Here is an 18,376-nt window from a genome sequence, read left to right on the forward strand (position 1 = left end):
TCTGCTTGCTCAGGTTGAAGCCCACGTAGGAGCTGCTCCACAGGTTGGTGGAGTAAGCCGAGCCAATACCCAACGAGCTCAGCGAGCCGTCGGCGTAGGTTTTGTGTTCCTGCTGGGCCTGGGCGGCAGAGGTGGCCCCCACAACGGCAGCGGCAACGAACAGAGTGCGGAGTAGAGATTTACAAAACATAGGGCTGTAGGATGTAAAAGGCTAGCGGAGCGCTGCTTTTGGTGGAGGTATGCAACGAAGGTGCGCCCGGACACCAGCCACCAAAATTTTATTACACCAACACCCGTTTTCGAATGATAAACCGGGGCGCAATGGCAAAATCCATACACAGCAAAAGCGCCTGCCGCACGAGTTCTGGTCGTGGGGCAGGCGCTTTTGCACTTCGTTTATGGCGGGAAGCCGGAGCTTAGCTATAGGGGGGCTTGTCGAGGTCGGGCTTTTCGAGGTTGCGGTTGGGGTGGCGCTGGGGCGCATCCAGGGCTTCCTGAGCCAGCCGGTCCTCGGTTTGCTCGTCGAGGTTGTTTACGGGCAGGTCGCCGGTGCCTTTGGGTTGCTCACTTTGCGTGGGGCTGCCGTGGTTTTCCTTGGACTGCTGATTGGTATTATTGCTTTTGTAGGGCATGGCGTTCTTCGGTTTAGTGAGTTGAAAAACAATGCAATAGAAAAAATAAACCAAGGCCGGACCCGGAGTAAGCCCCTACGGGCCAACTCCGAAGCCGGTTTACTGGTCGATGGCCGTATCGGTGGCGTTGGGGTCCGTCAGCTCGGCGTTGGTCTGGGTAGTGGCGCCTACCTTGGAGGGGTCGGGCTGCACCTGCTCCATCTGGCCCATGCCCACACGGGAGTTGGGGTTCTGCATCTCATCCCGGCCGCGGCGGTCGTCGGCGTCCAGCTCATTAGCGGGCGGGGCCACGCGGCGCTGGTCGAGGTCGTCGTCCGAGGGCAGATCCTGGTTGGGACGCTGGTCGGCGCCTTCGTCGGCGGTGCGCATGTTATCAGCGGGGTGGTCGGGACGGTCGGCGTCTTCGTTTACCGAAACGGCTGTGCTGCCCGTGCCACTGTCGGTGCCGTAGCCTTCCTTGCCTTCGCGGTTGCCGAAGCCGCCGCGGGCCGCCTCATTCTTGGGTGGATCAGCTCCGGGGATAATATGTCCGGCCTGAAACTCCTCGTTGGTGGTGTCGTCGTTGATGACCCGCACGGGGCGGTCATTGGGGTCAATAGCCATAGGGGTCGGTTGTTTGGGTTCGTTGGGGTGGTAGGGAAGTGTACTAGGTTTTTCGGCTTAGGGTTTTGCTTTGTGCTGCCGCAAATCGGTGTAAACTGCGGGTGCTAGGATGAATGCCGCTTTCTCACTGAAGCGCATTGCCACCCGTGGCTCAGCGGCCGGCTGCGGTTGGTGCCGATGACCCTGCCGAACCGCCAACCACTTACTTAAGCAACCGCCTATGTGGACCGAACACGACAACAGCCTGACCCGCACCTTCCAGTTTGCCGACTTCCAAGCGGCCTTTGCCTTCATGACCGAGGTAGCCGCCGAAGCCGAGCGGCTGGACCATCATCCGTGGTGGGCCAACGAGTACAATCGGGTCGAGTTCCGCCTGCGTACCCACGATGCGGGCAACACCGTCACGAAGCGCGACCATAAGCTGGCCGCCGCCATTGATGCCGTAGCCGGGCGGCACGGCGTAAGCTGAGCTCAGACAAGCTTACTTTTCAAGTAGCCGCTTTCAAGACTGCTACCAGTCGGGCAGCGGCGTGCTACCTTTGTCTTTATGTCTGATCAGTCTGAAACGCCTACCGTTCTGTACCTCGTGCCCACGCCCATCGGCAACCTGGAGGATATTACCCTGCGGGCCATCCGCATTCTGGGCGAGGTAGATGTGGTGCTGGCCGAAGACACCCGCACCAGCGGCCGGCTGATGCAACACCTGGGTTTGAAAAAGCCCATGCTCAGCTACCACCTCCACAACGAGCACCAGACCGTACAGCGCGTGCTCGACCGGATTGAGAAAGGCGAGAAGATGGCCCTAGTATCGGATGCGGGCACGCCCGGAATTTCTGACCCCGGCTTTTTGTTGGTGCGCGAGTGCCTGGCTCGGGGGCTGAAGGTGGAGTGTCTGCCCGGGGCCACGGCCTTCGTGCCGGCGCTGCTCAAGTCGGGATTCGGGGCCGAGCGGTTTACCTTCGAAGGCTTTCTGCCGGTGAAGAAAGGCCGCCAGACCCGCATCCGGGAATTGCAGCCCGAAACCCGCACCATGATTTTTTACGAGTCGCCCCACCGCATCGTCAAGACGCTGGAGCAGCTGAGTGAGGCCTTTGGGCCCGAGCGGCTGGCCTCCGTGAGCCGGGAGCTAACCAAATTATTCGAAGAAACCGTGAATGGGACGCTGGCCGAACTGGCCGCCGAGTTTGCGGGACGTACCTCTATTAAAGGCGAAATCGTTGTTGTCGTTCAAGGAAATCGGGAATAGTACGTGGGGGCCGGCGGGGCTGGCGCTGCTCACGGCGGCACTGTTGTGGATTGGCTGGCCGGTACACCCCGCGCCGCTGGCCTTGCTGCTGCTGGTAGCCTGGGTGCCCTACCTGCGCCTGGAGCAGGTGCTGGTGCAGCGCGGCAGCAGCGGCTGGAAGGTGTTTCGCTACAGCTACCTCACCCTGGTGCTCTGGAATGCCTTCGTGACCTGGTGGGTAAGCCACGCTACACTGGGCGGCGGCATCACGGCCGTTATCTGTAACGCCCTGATGATGAGTGCCCCGCTCATGGCTTTCTACCATACCAAGCGGCTGTTTGGCCCCAAGCTGGGCTACTTGTCCCTGCCCATCTTCTGGATTGCCTTCGAGCAGCTCCACCTTACCTGGGACCTGACCTGGCCCTGGCTTACACTCGGCAACGGCTTTGCCGAAGCTACTGCTTTCGTGCAATGGTATGAGTACACCGGCTTTCTGGGCGGCTCGGTGTGGGTGTGGGTGGTAAACCTGCTGCTGTTCTTGGCGCTTTTCCGTCCGTTGCAGCAGCCTGCTTCCGGAGCCCAACTCGCTGATGATAAGCCAGACAAAAAGCTTCTGGCCGGGGCCGCGCTGGCCGTAATACTGCCCTTGCTGCTGTCCTGGTTTATCGGGAGCCGGGTGCAGGAGCAGGGCCCCGCGCTGGAAGTCGTAGTCGTGCAGCCCAACGTGGACCCCTATACCGAGAAGTTCCAGGGCAAGGCCAACTTCGTGCCCTACGACGAGCAGCTGACCCGCCTGCTGAAGCTCTCCGAGCAGAAGCTGACGCCCAAAACCAAGCTGGTTATCTGGCCCGAAACGGCACTGGAAGAGTATTACTTCGAGCAGCAGATTGAGGCCAACCCCAAAATCAACCGGATTCGGCAGTGGCTGGCTCAGCACCCCGGCGTAGCCCTGCTCACGGGCATTACCAGCGTGGTGATGTACCCTAACCAGGAGGCGGCTAGCGTGACGGCCCGCCACCGCGACGATATGGGCTACTACGACGTGTTCAACAGCGGCGCGTATTTCCGCGACGCGGTGGCCCCCATCCAGTTCTACCATAAGTCGCGGCTGGTGCCCGGCGTGGAAAAGATTCCGCCCCTGCTCACGTCCATTATTGCCCACATCGACCTGGGCGGCACGGTGGGCAGCTACGGTAGCCAGGACGAGCGGACCGTGTTTACGGCCCCGGCCGGCGCGCCGGGCTTGCGCGTGGCCCCGCTGATTTGCTACGAATCCATTTACGGCGACTTTACGGCCGAATACGTGAAGGGCGGCGCTACCCTGCTGGGCTTGTTTACCAACGACGCCTGGTGGCACGACTCGCCCGGCTACCGGCAGCTGCTGCGCTACGGCGCCCTGCGCAGCATCGAAACCCGCCGCGACCTGGCCCGCTCGGCCAATACCGGCTTCACGGGCTTCATCAACCAGAAGGGTGAGATGTTCCAGCGCGAAACCGCCTGGATTCCCACCGCCAGCCGCGCCACCGTACACCTCAATACCGAGCTGACCTTCTATGTACGCTACGGCGAGCTGATCGGGGCCGCCACGCAGGTGCTGGCGGTAGTATTGCTGCTGGCTTTGCTGGTGAAGGCCCTGAACCGCCGACTTGGAGCTAAGCTGGTGGCCGCTGAGCCCGTAGCCCGCCCGGCATGAGGAAACTTGCCCAGGTTCCGCAGCCAGCATCGGTCGTCGTGCGGCTCATCATGCATGACGACGGCGCCAATGGCGTGTACTTATTCATGTTCGATAAGCTGGAAGACGGCCCCAGCTCGGGTGATGAATGGTTTGAGACGGTGGCCGAAGCCGCGGCAGCCGACAAGTACCACGTTACCGCCGCCGACTGGCAACCTATTCCCGACCCCCTGGAGCATTGCCAGCAGGATTGGATAGCACTGGTGCGCGTGAAAGGCCGGAAGGTAATCCGCAATGGGGGCAGTTTGAAAAGCTTCTTGCTGGACAATGGGTAGATTTCCGCCCCGAATAACCTGTTGTTGACCCCATGGAATCTCTGTTGCCGCTGTTTTTCTACACTCTGATGTTCTGGTTTTACCGCATGGGCGAGGGCAAAGACCTGCTGGGCAAGCCGCGCCCCAACATCGACGACACCTGGCGAACCACCACTGGCCGCACTATACGCCGAGCCGTTATTATCGTGGTAGCCGCGTATTCGGCCCTGCTGCTGGTGCAAATGCGCTAACGACTACATGAACCTAACCCCGGGCCCGCGTCCGGAGTATTGCATCCCTATGACCGATTTCACCCAACTCAGCTTCGGCCTGGCCGAGGTATGCCGCCGCGCCGGCCAGTTTATTCGCCAAGAAGCCGCTTCCTTTGACCGCAGCCGCGTCGAGATGAAAGGCAAGCACGACCTGGTTTCCTACGTGGATCAGGAAACCGAGCGTCTGCTCGTGGCCGGGTTGCGGGAGTTGCTGCCCGAAGCGGGCTTCATCACCGAGGAGGGTACCACCGGCGGCAACAGCCTGGCTACCAGCGCCGGCACCGAGTACACCTGGATTATCGACCCGCTGGACGGCACCACCAACTTCGTGCACGGCCTGCCCTGCTACTGCGTGAGCGTAGGCCTGCTGCACCACGGCGAGCTGGCGGCGGGCGTCGTCTACGAAGTTACGCGCGACGAAACCTTCCGGGCCGTTCGCGGCGGCGGCGCGTTCTGCAACGACCAGCCCATCCGCGTGTCCGAAGCCGATACGCTAAGCCAGTCCCTGATTGCCACCGGCTTTCCCTATACCCATTTCGGCCAGCTCGATGAGTATCTGCAGATTCTGGGGGCCTTTATGCAGCGCACCCACGGCGTGCGCCGCGTAGGCTCGGCCGCCGCCGACTTGGCCTGGGTGGCTGCCGGCCGCTTCGAGGGCTTCTTCGAGTTCAACCTCAACTCCTACGACGTAGCGGCCGGCATTCTACTGGTGCGCGAAGCCGGGGGCCGCGTCACGCAGTTTCTGGAAGAAGGCGACCCGCTCTTCGGCCGCCAGGTGGTAGCCAGCAACGGCCGCGTGCACGAGCAGATGCAGCAAACCATCCGGGAGTTCTGGAAATAGTGTGGCGTAATGCGTATTGAATGCGCTAATAATGGATGTGCTGAAGTGCTAATGCTCGTGTCCTTGCGCGGGATGTCTGACCGCCTCGCAAGGACACATTACCCGCATTTAGCACATTCAAAACACATGGGCCCCTGAGCACATTAAGCCCACCATCCCTAAACTTTTCCGGCTTCGTCGTAGTTTTGTGCTCGTTATGATGCTGCAATACCTCATTATCGCCCTGCTGTTCGTGGCCGCTACGTTCTATGTCGGCCGCATTTTCTGGCGGGCCTTCTTTGTCAAGACGGCTACGGGCTGCGCCAAGGGCTGCGGCGGTGCCTGCGGTACCATCGACGTCGACCGGCTGCAAAAGACCATTGAAACGGCTGCGGCCCGGGCCGCAACGCAATAACCCGCCCTTTTCAACTTCGGACAACCTGCCCCCGTGCCCGCTGCGTATAGCAGGCACGGGGGCTTTGTTTTATGGCCCCTTCCCTTCCAAACGCTGCCCTTCCAACCCGAACCCCTACGACCATGCAAGACAAAGAAGAAGAACGTTCCCTGATAAATGTTGAGAAGAAGCTTGATGCGGATGGCTTCACCGAAGACTTTACCGTTAAGGACGGCCGTCTGTGCTCGTTCCGCTCCGATATCAAGAAAAGCTACGGCCCCGAGGAAGTAACCATCGTTGATTTCTACCGCTTCGAAGGCGAAAGTGACCCCGATGATATGTCGATTCTCTACGCCATCGAGTGCAACGACGGTGTGCGCGGCACGATTTCGTCGGCCTACGGTACCTACGCCGACTCGGACTCCCTAGAGTTTCTGACCAAGGTGGAAGACCTTGGCAAAAACCTGAAGAAGGCCCACAAATAGGCCTGTAAGCTCAACAAAGCGCGCTTTGGCTTCGCCAGGGCGCGTTTTTGTGTTTTCACTCCAGCCAACCTCAACTGTGAAGACGACCCTGCCCCCCCACCCGCTTCGCTCCACCGCCGACCTCGACGCCGTACTGGCTGCCATCGGCGACGCCCGCATCGTATTATTGGGCGAGGCCTCCCACGGCACCCACGAGTATTACACGTGGCGAATGGCCCTCAGCAAGCGGCTTATTCAGGAGAAAGGATTCGACTTTATTGCCGTGGAAGGCGACTGGCCCGACTGCTTCGAGGTGAACTGCGCCATCAAGCAGGATACCGTGAAATATGGCAGTGCCGCGCAACTCCTGCAAACCTTCAACCGCTGGCCGACCTGGATGTGGGGCAACTGGGAAATAGCCTCGCTGGTCGACTGGCAGCACGCGCACAACCGGGCGCGGCCCCTGGCTGAGCGCATCGGTTTCTACGGCCTCGACGTGTATAGCCTCTGGGAATCCTTGCAGGAAATTCTGCGCTACGTTCAGAAGCAGGGTGATGGAGCCGTGGCGGCGGCTCAACGGGCCTTCCGCTGCTTCGAACCCTACGGCGACGACCCTCAGGAATATGCCCAAGCCGTGGCTTTCGTCTCGGATGACTGCCAGGACGAAGTGACTCACATGCTGCAAAGCCTGCGCCGGCAGCTGCGCAATACCACCATTCCGGCCGGTCTGGAGCGTGAAACAGCGTTTGCTGCCGAACAAAACGCGCTGGTGACCGTGAATGCCGAGCGCTACTACCGCGCCATGATTAAGGGCGGCCCTGCCTCCTGGAACGTGCGCGACGGCCACATGATGGAAACCCTCTCCCGCCTGCTCGACCTGCACGGCCCCCACAGCAAAGCCATTGTCTGGGAGCATAACACCCACATCGGTGACGCCCGCTACACCGATATGGCCCGCGACAATACCATCAATATCGGCCAGCTGGCCCGCCAGATGTACGGCCGCGACAAGGTGTTTGCCGTGGGCTTCGGCTCCTACCAGGGCAGCGTTATTGCGGGTAAGAAGTGGGGCGCGCCCTTCGAGGAAATAGTGATGCCCAAAGCAACCCGCGGCTCCTGGGAAGACGTGCTGCATCAGCAGCTGCAGGGCGAAAATGCGCTGCTGTTGTCTTCGGAACTGAAAGGCACCGCTGCCATGAGGCAAACCTTCGGCCACCGGGCCATTGGCGTCGTCTACCGCCCCGAGTTCGAGCAATTCAGCAACTATGTGCCTTCCCTGATGGCCGAGCGCTACGACGCCTTCCTGTTCCTCGACCAGACCCAGGCCCTGCATCCCCTACCCACCAAAGTAGCCGAACACACGCCCCCGGATATGTATCCCTGGACGGAGTAATGTGATTTAGCGACTTCGTGATTTAGTGAGTTGCCGTTCTGTTGGCGCTACTTGCGCGATATTGAACATCGAACTCACTAAATCACCACCCCACCTACCCCCACACTTTCGTGCCCTCGGTGCAGTTGCGGCACATATCGATCTGGTCGCGGCCTTTGAGCAGGGAGGAGCGGAACTGCTGGTACTTGGGGCCGTGCCAGAGCTGACGGAAGGTTTCGGTTTTCAGGTCGCCCTGGCGGTATTCGGCGTCTTTATCGAAACAGCAGGGCACCACTAGGCCATCCCAGGTAATCACGCAGCTGTGCCACATCTTCCAGCAGTGGTTCACCAGCTTGTTCTTGATGCTCCAGGTGCCGTTGTTGTTCTCGTAGCGCGAGTAGTAGTCGATGGTCGGGATGAGTGGGGAGCCTTGCTCGTAGTCGTAGATCTGGGCCGTCTTGAACCACACATCGTCTACGCCCAGGTCTTTGGCCAGCTGCTTGGCTTCGTCGATCTGGTGCTCGTTGGGGCGCACCACCAGAAACTGGAAAATAATGCGAGGAGTGCTGGATTTCAGTTCTTTGCGCCACTTCACCACGTTCTTGGTGCCTTCCAGCACCTTGTCCAGCTTGCCGCCCACCCGGTACTGTTGGTACACTTCCTGGGTGGTGCCGTCGAGGGAAATAATCAGCCGGTCGAGGCCCGACTCCACGGTGCGGCGGGCGTTGGTGTCGTTGAGGTAGTGGGCGTTGGTGCTGGTGGCGGTATAAACGCCTTTGTCGGCCGCATACTTCACCAGGTCCAGGAAGTTGGGGTGCAGGTACGGCTCTCCCTGAAAGTAGAAAATCAGGTACCACAGCCGCTTGTGCACCTCGTCGATGGTGCGCTTGAACAGCTCGTCGGGCAGCATGCCGGTGGGGCGCGTGAAGCTGCGCAGGCCACTGGGGCACTCCGGGCAGCGTAGGTTACAGCTGGTCGTGGGCTCAAAGCTCAGGGCCAGCGGCAGCCCCCAGTGCCGGGCCTTGCCCGTGAGCTTGCTCAGGGCGTAGCCACCCACCACCTGCGCCGTATTCAGCGCCCGGCGCGGGGTAAGCTTGGAAAGGAAATTCAGACCGTCGGTGAGAGTAGAAGCCATGCGGGGCAAAGGTCGGGAACAGAGACCGAAGTGCGGCAAGTAACCCCGGCGCCGGCAAAAGAGTTTGGCGCGCGGCTCACGCCGTAGCTCCGGAAAGCGGCTTTTTACCTGGACTTCAACAAAAACGCCTCCCGAAATCTTTCGGAAGGCGTTGAGGATAATATCGTTGTGGCACCCCGGGCTATTTGCCGGACGAGGCGGGCATGGTGCTGCTGTAGGTAGAAGCTTTGCCAAACGACTCCTTGATTTCGTCCACGGCGGCGCGGCTGCTCAGGCGCTTGGGCTTGGTATTGAGGAAAGTGCCGTCTTCGGCCAGCAGGAAATAGGCCGGCACATCCTGCAGGGCGTAGGCTTTGGCAATGGCCGAGCGCATACCACCCGCGGCCCGCACGTGCACGCCCGGCAGCTTTTTGCCCACGACCAACTGCTTCCAGGCCGGCTCGTTCTCATCCAGGGCCACGTTCAGAAACACGATGTTCTTGCCGTCGAACTTCTTGGCTAGGTCGGCCGCGTAGGGCAGGTCGCGCAGGCACAGGCCGCTGGTGGTCCGCCAGAAGTTGATGTACACCAGCTTGCCGGCAAACTGCCGCAGCGTGACACTATCGCCGGTAGAGGAAATAAGCTTGAACGTAGGCGCGGGAGCCCCGATGGCAAAGGCTTTGTGCGTTTCAAAGTCGTGCTGCAGAACCGGGTAGAACTGATTCTTGGTATCGACGCCGCGGTAGTTTTCCAGCATAGCCGCCGACTGCTTCACGTGCCCGAACCGGAACGACTCCTGCAGCACCCGGCCCATCACAATGGCCCGCACCGGGTCGGCCAACTGCTTCTTGGCCATATCATAGCACACCTGGTAGAAGTCCGGGTCGGAGCGCTGGTGGTTGCTGGAAATGGCCAGGTGGTGAATGTAGTTGAGCAAAAACTCCTGGTACTGCTCGTTCTGCAGCGCGCCGGGGTTGTTCACCAGGGCCTTGTCGTTGAGAAACTCGTAGTAAGTCGGCGTCATTTTCAGCCGGCTTTCCGTGGCTACCACCTGCTCGCGCAAATCCTGGAAGGTGAGCCGGTCATTGGCGTAGCTGTAGTCAATTTCAGCCTTGGCGTACTCCTTGAATGCCGGGCTCAGCTCGTTGTCCTGGGAGTAGTTCTCCAAAAACTTCTTTTCCTCCTTGCGCCGGTAGTCCAGAAAAGAGAGGAAAGGTGCCTCGTAGAGGTTGATGTTGTCGGGCAGCACCTGGAACCCGTCATTCTCAATAAACCGCTCATCCAGCTCGGCCAGGTACGTGTTGGCCGCCGCGCCTTTGCCCTTGTAGCTCACCGAGGAAGACATATCCTTACCCTTGAAGCGGATTTCCATCGTGTTGCCGGGCTCCAGAAACAGGCCGGCCACATCGTCGCCGTACACGAGGTCGGCTCGGGTAGGGCCGTTCACGTTCAGAGCCAGCCGAAACTCCCCGCGGTTATCAACCCGGGCGTAGGTAATCTGCTCCTTAGGGTCCAGTGGGTTTTCCCGTACCGATACCGCCACCGTGTCGGCCGTTTTACTGCTGATTTTACCCGTCAGTACTACGGTACCTTGCGCCTTGCCAGCCAGAGGAAAAGCCAGCAGCGCGCCTACGAGCAGGCGAGGTATACAGGAGCGGAGAGAATATGCCATCGGGAGAGGTAGGGTCAAGCGCTAGTCAATCAGGGAGTTAGCTTTTTAACTGCACTACGCTATAAAAAGTCTCATAGCAATAGCATTTCGCGGGAAAAGCCAATTCTTATACCGAAGATACGGCATTAGGGTTGAGAAAGTCCAATCCAGATTATGGCTTTTTTCGTAACGCCCGCTCAGAACCAAGGTTTTGAAGGTTTTACCCAAATAATCCGCTCAGCACTTCATCCAACCGGCCTACTGGCTGAGCCCGAATGCCGTAGCGGGCCAGATCTAATCCGCGGGCGTTGAACTGGGAGATGTACATTTCCTTGAAGCCCAGCTTTTCGGCTTCCGACAGCCGTTGGTCCAGCCGGCTCACCGCCCGGATTTCCCCGCTCAGGCCTACTTCCGCCGCCAAACACACGTTGCCCGGAATCGGCAAATCGTTCAGCGACGATACCACCGCCGCACACACGGCCACGTCCAGGGCCGGGTCATCGAGGCGTAGGCCGCCGGCAATGTTGAGGAACACGTCGTGCTGGCCCAGGCGCAGACCGCTACGCTTCTCGAGCACGGCCAGCAACATGTTCAGGCGCTTGGCGTCGAAGCCCGTGGCCGAGCGTTGGGGCGTGCCGTAAGTAGCCGGCGTCACGAGGGCCTGCACTTCCACCAGCAGGGGCCGGTTGCCTTCCAGCGTGGCCCCGATGGCCATGCCGCTCAGGCTCTCGGTACGCTGACTGAGCAGAATCTCCGAAGGGTTGCTCACCTGGCGCAGGCCGGTGCCCTGCATCTCGTAGATGCCCAGCTCAGAAGTACTGCCGAAGCGGTTTTTGGTCGTGCGCAGAATACGGTACGAGAGGTGCCGGTCGCCCTCAAACTGCAGCACGGTATCCACCATGTGCTCCAGAATCTTAGGGCCGGCAATGGAGCCGTCCTTGGTGATGTGGCCGATGATGAGCACCGGCACGCCGGTTTCCTTGGCAAACTTGAGCAGCTCGGCCGTGCACTCGCGCACCTGGCTCACCGAGCCCGCCCCCGACTCCACGAGGCCCGAGTGCAGGGTCTGGATGGAGTCGACGATAACCACGTTGGGCTGGAGCTGGTCGATCTGCTTGAAGATGTTCTGGGTGTTGGTTTCGGTCAGGATGTAGCACTGCGGGTGCTGGGGGCCCAGCCGCTCGGCGCGCATTTTGATTTGCTGCTCACTTTCCTCGCCCGAGATGTAAAGCACCTTCATCTGCTGCAGGCTCATGGCAATCTGCAGCATCAGGGTGCTTTTGCCAATGCCCGGCTCGCCGCCGATGAGTACCAGAGAGCCCGGCACGAGGCCTCCGCCCAGCACGCGGTTCAACTCCCCATCGTTGGTATCGAAGCGCGACTCTTCCTCGTAGTGAATCTCGCCGATAACGCGGGGCTTGGCCACAGTTTTGCCGCCGGGGCTCGACGTCGGGGGCTTCCAGGAGCCGGCCGCCTGGGTGTCATCCTTCTGGATAACCTCTTCGACGTAAGTATTCCACTCGCCGCAGGACGGGCACCGGCCTATCCACTTAGCCGACTGGGCACCACATTTTTGACAGAAATAGAGAGTCTTGAGCTTGGCCATGAATGAAGCGAAGGGTAAACTAAAGAAATGCGCAATGCGACTAAATAGTTTGGTAAGAACGGAGTTTTTGCTGGTTTTAAGCCCGCTGGCCGGACCGTCCGCGGCTCCGTCGGCTGGGCTGAATTAATGACCTGAGCCCTGCCGAGGCAGAAGGCGTAAATAAATCGGCGGGAAAAGCAGCGCCGTAGCGGGCGGGACGCGGGGCGAATCCTATATTTAGGAGCTACAATCTTTATCCTTTTCCACCGCATATGCGCTACGCACTCTGCACCGGCCTGCTACTGGCCGTAGCTTCCGGCACCTGCTACGCCCAGGGCCCCCTGCCTACCCCCACACCCGAAATGGCCACCGTGGTCTTCTACCGTCCTCCCATGCTGGGGCAGGCGGCCACCAACTTCACCGTGCGTGCCAACGGCGTCGAGCTGTGCCGCCTCAGCAACAAGCGCTACTTCGTGAGTACGCTCAAGCCCGGCGAAACCTCGTTTACCTCGGTAGCGGGCGGCCTGAATCTGCCCGATCAGGACAAGTTCGACCTGAACCTGGAGGCGGGCAAGGTGTACTACATTCAGGGCGACGTGAAAACCCGCCTGATGACCGTGAAAATGGCTTTTACGGAAGTAACGGAGTCGACTTATAAAAAGAAGAACGCCGACCTGAAGCCCGACAACTGCGAAACCCCGGCTGCTCCGGCAACGGGGCAGTAAGCCCCGGGGCGTTGCCCATTCGTCGCCCCGCCGCGGCCGAACTGCGCCCGCACGTTCGGCCGCGGCGGGGCGACCTGCGTAGCGGCTTCCCGGCCCGCCGGTTTAGGCTGGCAGCAACTGCAGCCAGCAGGCAAAGGCGCCAATTCTTTGTTATATTCTTTCTGATCGATATATTCTAGTCATGGCTGCTGCTCTTCTGCCCCCCGATCTGCTGGCTGTACCCACCTTTGTGGGGCTGCCCCCCGAAACCCTGAACTGGCTCCTGGGCCACGGCGAGCAGCGTGTGTTTGCCCCCGATGAGGTGGTCGTCCAGCCCGGCGACGAAGCCCACTACATGATGGCGGTGCTGAGCGGCGGCCTGCAGTACTACGACGTGCGCAACGGGCAGCGGGAGCCCATTTTCCGGGTTGATGCGGGCCATATCAGCGGAGTGCTGCCCTACTCCCGGCTGCGCACCGTGAGCGGCTACGGGCTGGCTGTGGGTCGCACAGTGCTGTTTCTGCTGCACCGCAACTTCTTTCCCGAGCTCGAACAAGTCAGTCCTGAGCTGGTGCAGCGCCTGGTAAGCCTGATGAGCGACCGGGCCCGCGACGAGGCCCGCGGCCAGGAGCGCGACGAAAAGCTGCGGGCCCTGGGTAAGCTCGCCGCCGGGCTGGCCCACGAGCTGAACAACCCCGCTGCCGCCATTGCCCGCGGCGCCGAAGCTCTGCGCGAGCGGGCCACCGCCAAGCCGAGCCTGCTGCTGAACCTGGTGCAGCATTGCCCCACCCCCGCCGCCCTGGAGGCTCTCACGTCCCTGGCCGTGCCGGGCGAGTCGCCCACCGGCGTTATGTCGGCGCTGGCCTGCGCTGACCGGGAAGATGAAATAGCCGACTGGCTGGAAGCCCAGGGCATCCCCGACGGCTACCGCCTGGCCGCCGGCCTGATGGAAGCCGGCCTGACCTTGGAGCAACTGCAGCCCGTGGGCGCGGCCCTGCCGCCGGCCGCTTTGCCCGCGGCCTTTGCCTGGCTGGAAGGTCAGCTCACCATGATGCGCCTGATTCATGATGTGCAGGAAAGCGGGGCCCGCATCAGCACCCTCGTACAGAATGTGAAAACATACTCCCACATGGACCGTGGCGGCGACTATGCTACCCTGGAACTGAAGACCGGGCTGGAAAGCACCTTGAATATCCTGGGCTTTGCCTTGCGGGCCAAAAACATCCGCCTCGTGCGCGACTACGCCCCCCAGCTGCCGGCCATTCACGGCCAGGTCAGCAGCCTCAACCAGGTCTGGACCAACCTGCTCGATAATGCCATCGACGCGCTGCCGGTCGGGGGCGAAATCACCCTGCGCACGTCTCTGGAAGGGAATTTCGTACGCGTCTTCGTCATCGATAATGGCTCCGGCATTGCCCCCGAGGTCCTGCCCCGCATCTTCGAGCCCTTCTACACCACCAAGCAGGCCGGCGAAGGCACCGGCCTGGGCCTTGATATTGCCCAGCGCATCGTCCGCAACCACGGCGGGCGGCTGGAAGTACACTCCCAGCCCGGCCGCACCGAGTTCTGCGTGTGGCTGCCGGTGGGTGCTTAATAGGAATTTTTCTATGCTCCCTCTTCGGGGTGAGTTCGGAGTAGGTTCGCTCTGCCTTCGCTCAAGGCTGCTCCCTTTATGAACTTCGGAGCAAGCTGAATTTTAGACAAAACCAAGACGGCTTCTGGCCTCTTCCTAGCCTTCAATCCTCATGGAAAAGAAACCCATTCTCCTCGCCGTGGACGACGACCTCCAGGTTCTGGGCGCCATCGACCGGGACTTGCGCAGCGAGTTTCGCCGCGACTACCGGGTGCTGCGGGCTTCTTCCGGTGCCGAGGCCCTGGCAACCCTGCGCGAGCTGAAAGCCCGCGAAGAGCCCCTGGCCCTGATTCTGGCCGACCAGCGCATGCCCGAAATGGAAGGCGTAGAGCTGCTCGAACAGGCTCGCGGCATCTACCCCGACGCCAAGCGCGTGCTGCTCACGGCCTATGCCGATACCGAAGCCGCCATCCGGGCCATCAACAACGCCCGCCTCGACCACTACCTAATGAAGCCCTGGGACCCGCCCCAGGAGCTGCTCTTCCCCACCCTCCACGACCTGTTGGCGGCTTGGCAGGCGCAGTACCGGCCCCGCTTTCAGGGGTTGCGGCTTATCGGCTTCCAATGGTCCCCGCTTTCCCACGAGCTTAAAGATTTCCTGGCCGGCTACATGGCAGCCTACCAATGGCTCGACTTTGAGGCTAACCCCGAGGCCCAACTCCTGCTCAACAGTACCAGCTTCACATCTGCCGACCTGCCCGTTGTCGTCTTTGAGGACGGCTCGGCATTATCCCGTCCGCAGCGTGCCGCCGTGGCCGAGCGCATGGGCCTGGCATCCAAGGCCTCGCAGGAGCTGTATGATGTCGTCGTCATCGGCGCCGGCCCCTCGGGACTGGCTTCGGCGGTATATGGAGCTTCGGAAGGCCTGAAAACCCTGATTATCGAGCGTCAGTCGCCGGGTGGGCAGGCCGGCACCAGCTCCCGCATCGAAAACTACCTGGGCTTCCCGACTGGTCTAAGCGGGGCCGAGTTGGCCCACCGGGCCTGGAGTCAGGCCATTCGGTTGGGCGCCGAAATGCTGGCTCCCCAGGAAGTAACTAGCCTCTGCGTGCAGGATGGCTACAAAGTCCTGACCCTGGCCAACGGTAGCGAGGTGCGTACCCGCGCCGTGGTCCTGACGATGGGTGTGAGCTACCGCACCCTGGAGGTGCCCGGCATCGACGGCCTCACGGGCGCGGGCGTGTACTACGGAGCCGCCCGCACCGAGGCCCGCTCCTGCGACCAGCAAGACGTATATATAGTAGGAGGCGGCAATTCGGCCGGCCAGGCGGCCATGTATCTGGCTAGCTACGCCCGCCGGGTCTTCATCCTGATTCGCGGCGAGTCGTTGGCGGCCTCTATGTCGGCCTACCTCATCGAGCAGATCAGCCAGACGCCCAACATCGAGATTCTGCCCTTCACCCAGGTGCGCGAAGTGCGCGGGCAGGATCATCTGGAAGAAGTCGTAATTCAGAACCATGACCAGCTGGAAGTGCGGCCGGCCCGTGCGCTGTTTGTCTTCATCGGGGCCAAGCCCAGCACCGAGTGGATTTGCTCCCTGGCCCTCTGCGACGCCAAAGGTTTCCTGCTCACCGGCCGCGACCTGGTAGCCGACCCGCGTTTTGCCACCAGCTGGAAGCACCACCGGGAGCCCTACCTGCTCGAAACCTGCGTGCCCGGCATCTTCGCCGCCGGCGACAGTCGGGCTGGGGCTATGGCGCGCGTCGCCTCGGCCGTGGGTGAAGGCTCCATGGCCATCAAATTCGTGCATCAGTACCTAGATGAATAGGCGGATTAGAGGCTTAACAGAAAGATAACACTGCTTTTTCAAGCGACATTAGAAGAAAGTTAAAACTGGTTTGTCCTCTATAAGAGGTGTTCACCGTTTTTAAAGCGGCACTCACCGGCCATATTGGGAAACGTGGCTGCTCTATACTGTATGCTTCAGCTTAGGCAGTGAAAACCAGCGGTAACCTTCCTCAGTATACAGCGCCGGACCTATTCGCAGTTGAACAGGCCACTTTTGCCGCTATTGTGCCGAGGCCATGTTACACGCGTTACGCTCCCGAACCCACACTTCCCTTCTGCTACTGGCCGCTGCTTGCACCATCAGTAGCTGCGACCTGCTCGAATTCAGCCCCAACGACTACCGCGCCCCATCCAATGAGCGCGACCTGACGGAGAAAAACCTGGCCCGGCTTGGTCAAATGCCCTTGCCCGCTGGTGATACGCTCCGCTTCGTGTTTACCGGCGATTCCCAGCGCTACTACGACGATGCCGACGACCTCGTGGCCAGCGTCAATCAGCAGCCCGGCATCCAGTTCCTGGTAGTAGCCGGCGACATCTCCGACTTCGGTCTGGCCAAGGAGATGCGCTGGGTGAATGAGAAGCTGCGCACCCTGAAAGTGCCCTACCTGACCGTAATCGGCAACCACGACCAAGTCGGTAATGGCCGCGAAGCCTACAAGCAGATTTTTGGCCCCCTGAACTACTCCTTTATCTACGGCGACACGAAGTTCATCATGGCTGATACCAACGGCCGTGAGTACAACTTTGATGGGCAGATTCCCAACATGCCCTGGGTTAATCAGCAGCTCCGCGACCTGCAGGGAGCCCGCCGCCAGATTGTGATTTCGCACGTACCTCCGCAGGATGAAGATTTCGACCCCACTGTACGGCAGCCCTACGCCCAAGCACTGCGCGAAGCCAAAAACCTGGTATTTGAGATGAACGGCCACCGCCATAGCTCCAGCATTGGGCAGCCCTACAACGACGGCGTCTGGTACGTCAACTCCGACGCCTTCTCTGAGCGCCGCTACATGGTCGTCTCCGTATGGGGCGACAAACAATTCCGCGTAAAACAAATCAAGTTCTAATGACTCAGCGCCCCTTCACTCGTCTTGCGCTGGTTGCTGCCCTGCTTGCCCCCTCCTGCGTTTTAGCTTCCGAGCCCGAAGTACCCGTGGCCCCTGCTTCCGGAGAGCCTCAGCCCTGGTACCGGCCGCGCCACTTGGTGTTGCAGGTAGCGGGTGGTATCGGTATGGTATCGGCCGGTGCAGGCTATACCTACTTCAACAATAAGGTAGATACCGATATCCTCTTAGGCTATGTGCCCAAGCGGTTCGCCGGCTCCACGCTTACCCTGGCTTCGGCAAAACTCCTGTACTCGCCGTTCACGGTACGCCTTTCCGACAAATGGCAAATCAAGCCAGTATCCGTCGGCGCCTATTTCAGCTATACCCACGGCACTCTCAACGATGAAGAGCGTGGCCAATATACCCGCGACTACTACTGGTTTTCCTCCGATACCCGCTACGGTCCACTGGCCGGAGGGCGCGTTACCTACGTGCGGCCTGCCAAAGCCAATGGTCGCCCTCGCAACCTGTCCCTCTACTACGACTTGAGCTCCAACGATCTTTACCTACATAGCTACCTCACAAATACCAAAGGCCTGACGCTAGGACAGATTCTGGTGTTGGGCATAGGAGTGAAAGCCGATTTCTGAGGATGAAGGAGCCACTTCCCTAGCGAAATCAGGAGCGACCCTAACCAAGCCGCACTAAAGTAAGCAAGCACCGCACTCATAAAGAGTATCTTAGCCGCTTTTGAACAGCAGGTTGGGATGCTCTTTTGTGCTATTAGCTGCTACGGGCATCATTATAGCATTGAAACTGGTTCCATCCCCAAGTAGGAGTATACTACATTATAATAGCCTGAGTGCTCTCCATAACAGAATGCCATGAGCCTGCACAATAACGGTCTGTGGAGATGATCTGATAAGGATGCAAGTGTAGCTTCATTCCCTTGCCGCAGCCCATCACTTGCCCTATCCAAAAAATCTTAGCCATTGTCGAACCAATCTACTCAGCTAAGAAGTTCTCTTCCAGCCTGCTGGCAGAAACACTTCGCCGGAGTCAGCGGCCTTGAACGAAAAAAGGGGGC

At 60.3% G+C, this 18,376-nt stretch carries 19 protein-coding genes and 1 pseudogene; 14 read left to right on the plus strand and 6 right to left on the minus strand.

Annotated elements, in window-relative coordinates:
- The 3 genes from LGH70_RS23190 to LGH70_RS23200 form a co-directional block, all read right to left on the minus strand.
- The coding region (locus tag LGH70_RS23190; RefSeq protein ID WP_226190728.1) for a hypothetical protein at positions 1-190 on the minus strand (190 nt) is incomplete at its 3' end.
- A gap of 226 nt (positions 191-416) precedes the next feature.
- Positions 417-632: a hypothetical protein gene (locus LGH70_RS23195; RefSeq protein ID WP_226190730.1), complete on the minus strand. Its 216-nt coding sequence runs from the start codon at positions 630-632 to the stop codon at positions 417-419.
- Between the two features lie 99 nt (positions 633-731).
- Positions 732-1,235 (minus strand): hypothetical protein, encoded by a 504-nt coding sequence (locus LGH70_RS23200; RefSeq protein ID WP_226190732.1) that lies wholly within the window; start codon positions 1,233-1,235, stop codon positions 732-734.
- A gap of 208 nt (positions 1,236-1,443) precedes the next feature.
- On the opposite strand from LGH70_RS23200, the pseudogene LGH70_RS23205 reads away from it, so the two are divergent.
- The 9 genes and pseudogenes from LGH70_RS23205 to LGH70_RS23245 form a co-directional block, all read left to right on the plus strand.
- Positions 1,444-1,704 (plus strand): annotated as a pseudogene (locus tag LGH70_RS23205) (4a-hydroxytetrahydrobiopterin dehydratase); the annotation flags it as partial.
- 78 nt (positions 1,705-1,782) lie between these two features.
- Positions 1,783-2,481 carry a 16S rRNA (cytidine(1402)-2'-O)-methyltransferase gene (gene rsmI, locus LGH70_RS23210; RefSeq protein WP_226190753.1) on the plus strand — a complete coding sequence of 233 codons (699 nt, stop codon included), beginning with the start codon at positions 1,783-1,785 and terminating at the stop codon, positions 2,479-2,481.
- Positions 2,456-4,153, plus strand: a complete 1,698-nt coding sequence (lnt, locus tag LGH70_RS23215; RefSeq protein ID WP_226190763.1) for an apolipoprotein N-acyltransferase — start codon at positions 2,456-2,458, stop codon at positions 4,151-4,153. Before rsmI ends, lnt begins: the two co-directional genes overlap by 26 nt.
- Positions 4,150-4,467, plus strand: coding sequence for a hypothetical protein (locus LGH70_RS23220; protein ID WP_226190765.1), 318 nt, complete (start codon positions 4,150-4,152; stop codon positions 4,465-4,467). Before lnt ends, LGH70_RS23220 begins: the two co-directional genes overlap by 4 nt.
- 32 nt (positions 4,468-4,499) lie before the next feature.
- Positions 4,500-4,697 carry a hypothetical protein gene (locus LGH70_RS23225; protein ID WP_226190766.1) on the plus strand — a complete coding sequence of 66 codons (198 nt, stop codon included), beginning with the start codon at positions 4,500-4,502 and terminating at the stop codon, positions 4,695-4,697.
- A 49-nt stretch (positions 4,698-4,746) separates the two neighbouring features.
- On the plus strand, positions 4,747-5,559 hold the full coding sequence (locus LGH70_RS23230; protein WP_226190779.1) for an inositol monophosphatase family protein: 813 nt from the start codon (positions 4,747-4,749) through the stop codon (positions 5,557-5,559).
- Positions 5,560-5,755: 196 nt separating this feature from the next.
- Positions 5,756-5,953 (plus strand): FeoB-associated Cys-rich membrane protein, encoded by a 198-nt coding sequence (locus tag LGH70_RS23235; RefSeq protein WP_226190781.1) that lies wholly within the window; start codon positions 5,756-5,758, stop codon positions 5,951-5,953.
- Between the two features lie 122 nt (positions 5,954-6,075).
- Positions 6,076-6,417, plus strand: a complete 342-nt coding sequence (locus tag LGH70_RS23240) for a hypothetical protein (RefSeq protein WP_226190783.1) — start codon at positions 6,076-6,078, stop codon at positions 6,415-6,417.
- Positions 6,418-6,493: 76 nt separating this feature from the next.
- Positions 6,494-7,789 (plus strand): erythromycin esterase family protein, encoded by a 1,296-nt coding sequence (locus tag LGH70_RS23245; protein ID WP_226190794.1) that lies wholly within the window; start codon positions 6,494-6,496, stop codon positions 7,787-7,789.
- 94 nt (positions 7,790-7,883) lie between these two features.
- Here the strand turns inward: LGH70_RS23245 and LGH70_RS23250 are convergent, their stop codons facing one another.
- The 3 genes from LGH70_RS23250 to radA all read right to left on the minus strand — a co-directional run bounded on the left by LGH70_RS23250 (position 7,884) and on the right by radA (position 12,139).
- The gene (locus tag LGH70_RS23250; RefSeq protein WP_226190805.1) at positions 7,884-8,903 is read right to left on the minus strand and encodes an SPASM domain-containing protein; all 1,020 of its coding nucleotides are present in this window, start codon (positions 8,901-8,903) and stop codon (positions 7,884-7,886) included.
- Positions 8,904-9,084: 181 nt separating this feature from the next.
- Complete coding sequence (locus LGH70_RS23255) at positions 9,085-10,554, minus strand: TlpA family protein disulfide reductase (RefSeq protein WP_226190807.1); 1,470 nt, start codon at positions 10,552-10,554, stop codon at positions 9,085-9,087.
- A 199-nt stretch (positions 10,555-10,753) separates the two neighbouring features.
- A complete protein-coding gene (gene radA / locus LGH70_RS23260) occupies positions 10,754-12,139 on the minus strand; it encodes a DNA repair protein RadA (protein WP_226190815.1) in 1,386 nt (461 codons plus the stop codon).
- 251 nt (positions 12,140-12,390) lie between these two features.
- Between radA and LGH70_RS23265 the strand changes: the two genes are divergently transcribed.
- The 5 genes from LGH70_RS23265 to LGH70_RS23285 all read left to right on the plus strand — a co-directional run bounded on the left by LGH70_RS23265 (position 12,391) and on the right by LGH70_RS23285 (position 17,939).
- A complete protein-coding gene (locus LGH70_RS23265; RefSeq protein WP_226190825.1) occupies positions 12,391-12,843 on the plus strand; it encodes a DUF2846 domain-containing protein in 453 nt (150 codons plus the stop codon).
- A 181-nt stretch (positions 12,844-13,024) separates the two neighbouring features.
- Complete coding sequence (locus LGH70_RS23270; protein ID WP_226190827.1) at positions 13,025-14,416, plus strand: sensor histidine kinase; 1,392 nt, start codon at positions 13,025-13,027, stop codon at positions 14,414-14,416.
- 151 nt (positions 14,417-14,567) lie between these two features.
- Positions 14,568-16,223, plus strand: a complete 1,656-nt coding sequence (locus LGH70_RS23275; RefSeq protein ID WP_226190836.1) for an FAD-dependent oxidoreductase — start codon at positions 14,568-14,570, stop codon at positions 16,221-16,223.
- 256 nt (positions 16,224-16,479) lie between these two features.
- A complete protein-coding gene (locus LGH70_RS23280) occupies positions 16,480-17,310 on the plus strand; it encodes a metallophosphoesterase family protein (protein ID WP_226190843.1) in 831 nt (276 codons plus the stop codon).
- A complete protein-coding gene (locus LGH70_RS23285; RefSeq protein WP_226190845.1) occupies positions 17,310-17,939 on the plus strand; it encodes a hypothetical protein in 630 nt (209 codons plus the stop codon). Before LGH70_RS23280 ends, LGH70_RS23285 begins: the two co-directional genes overlap by 1 nt.
- Positions 17,940-18,376 lie beyond the last annotated feature (437 nt).

The sequence above is a fragment of the Hymenobacter nitidus genome, from assembly GCF_020447315.1.
Taxonomy (GTDB): Bacteria; Bacteroidota; Bacteroidia; order Cytophagales; family Hymenobacteraceae; genus Hymenobacter; species Hymenobacter nitidus.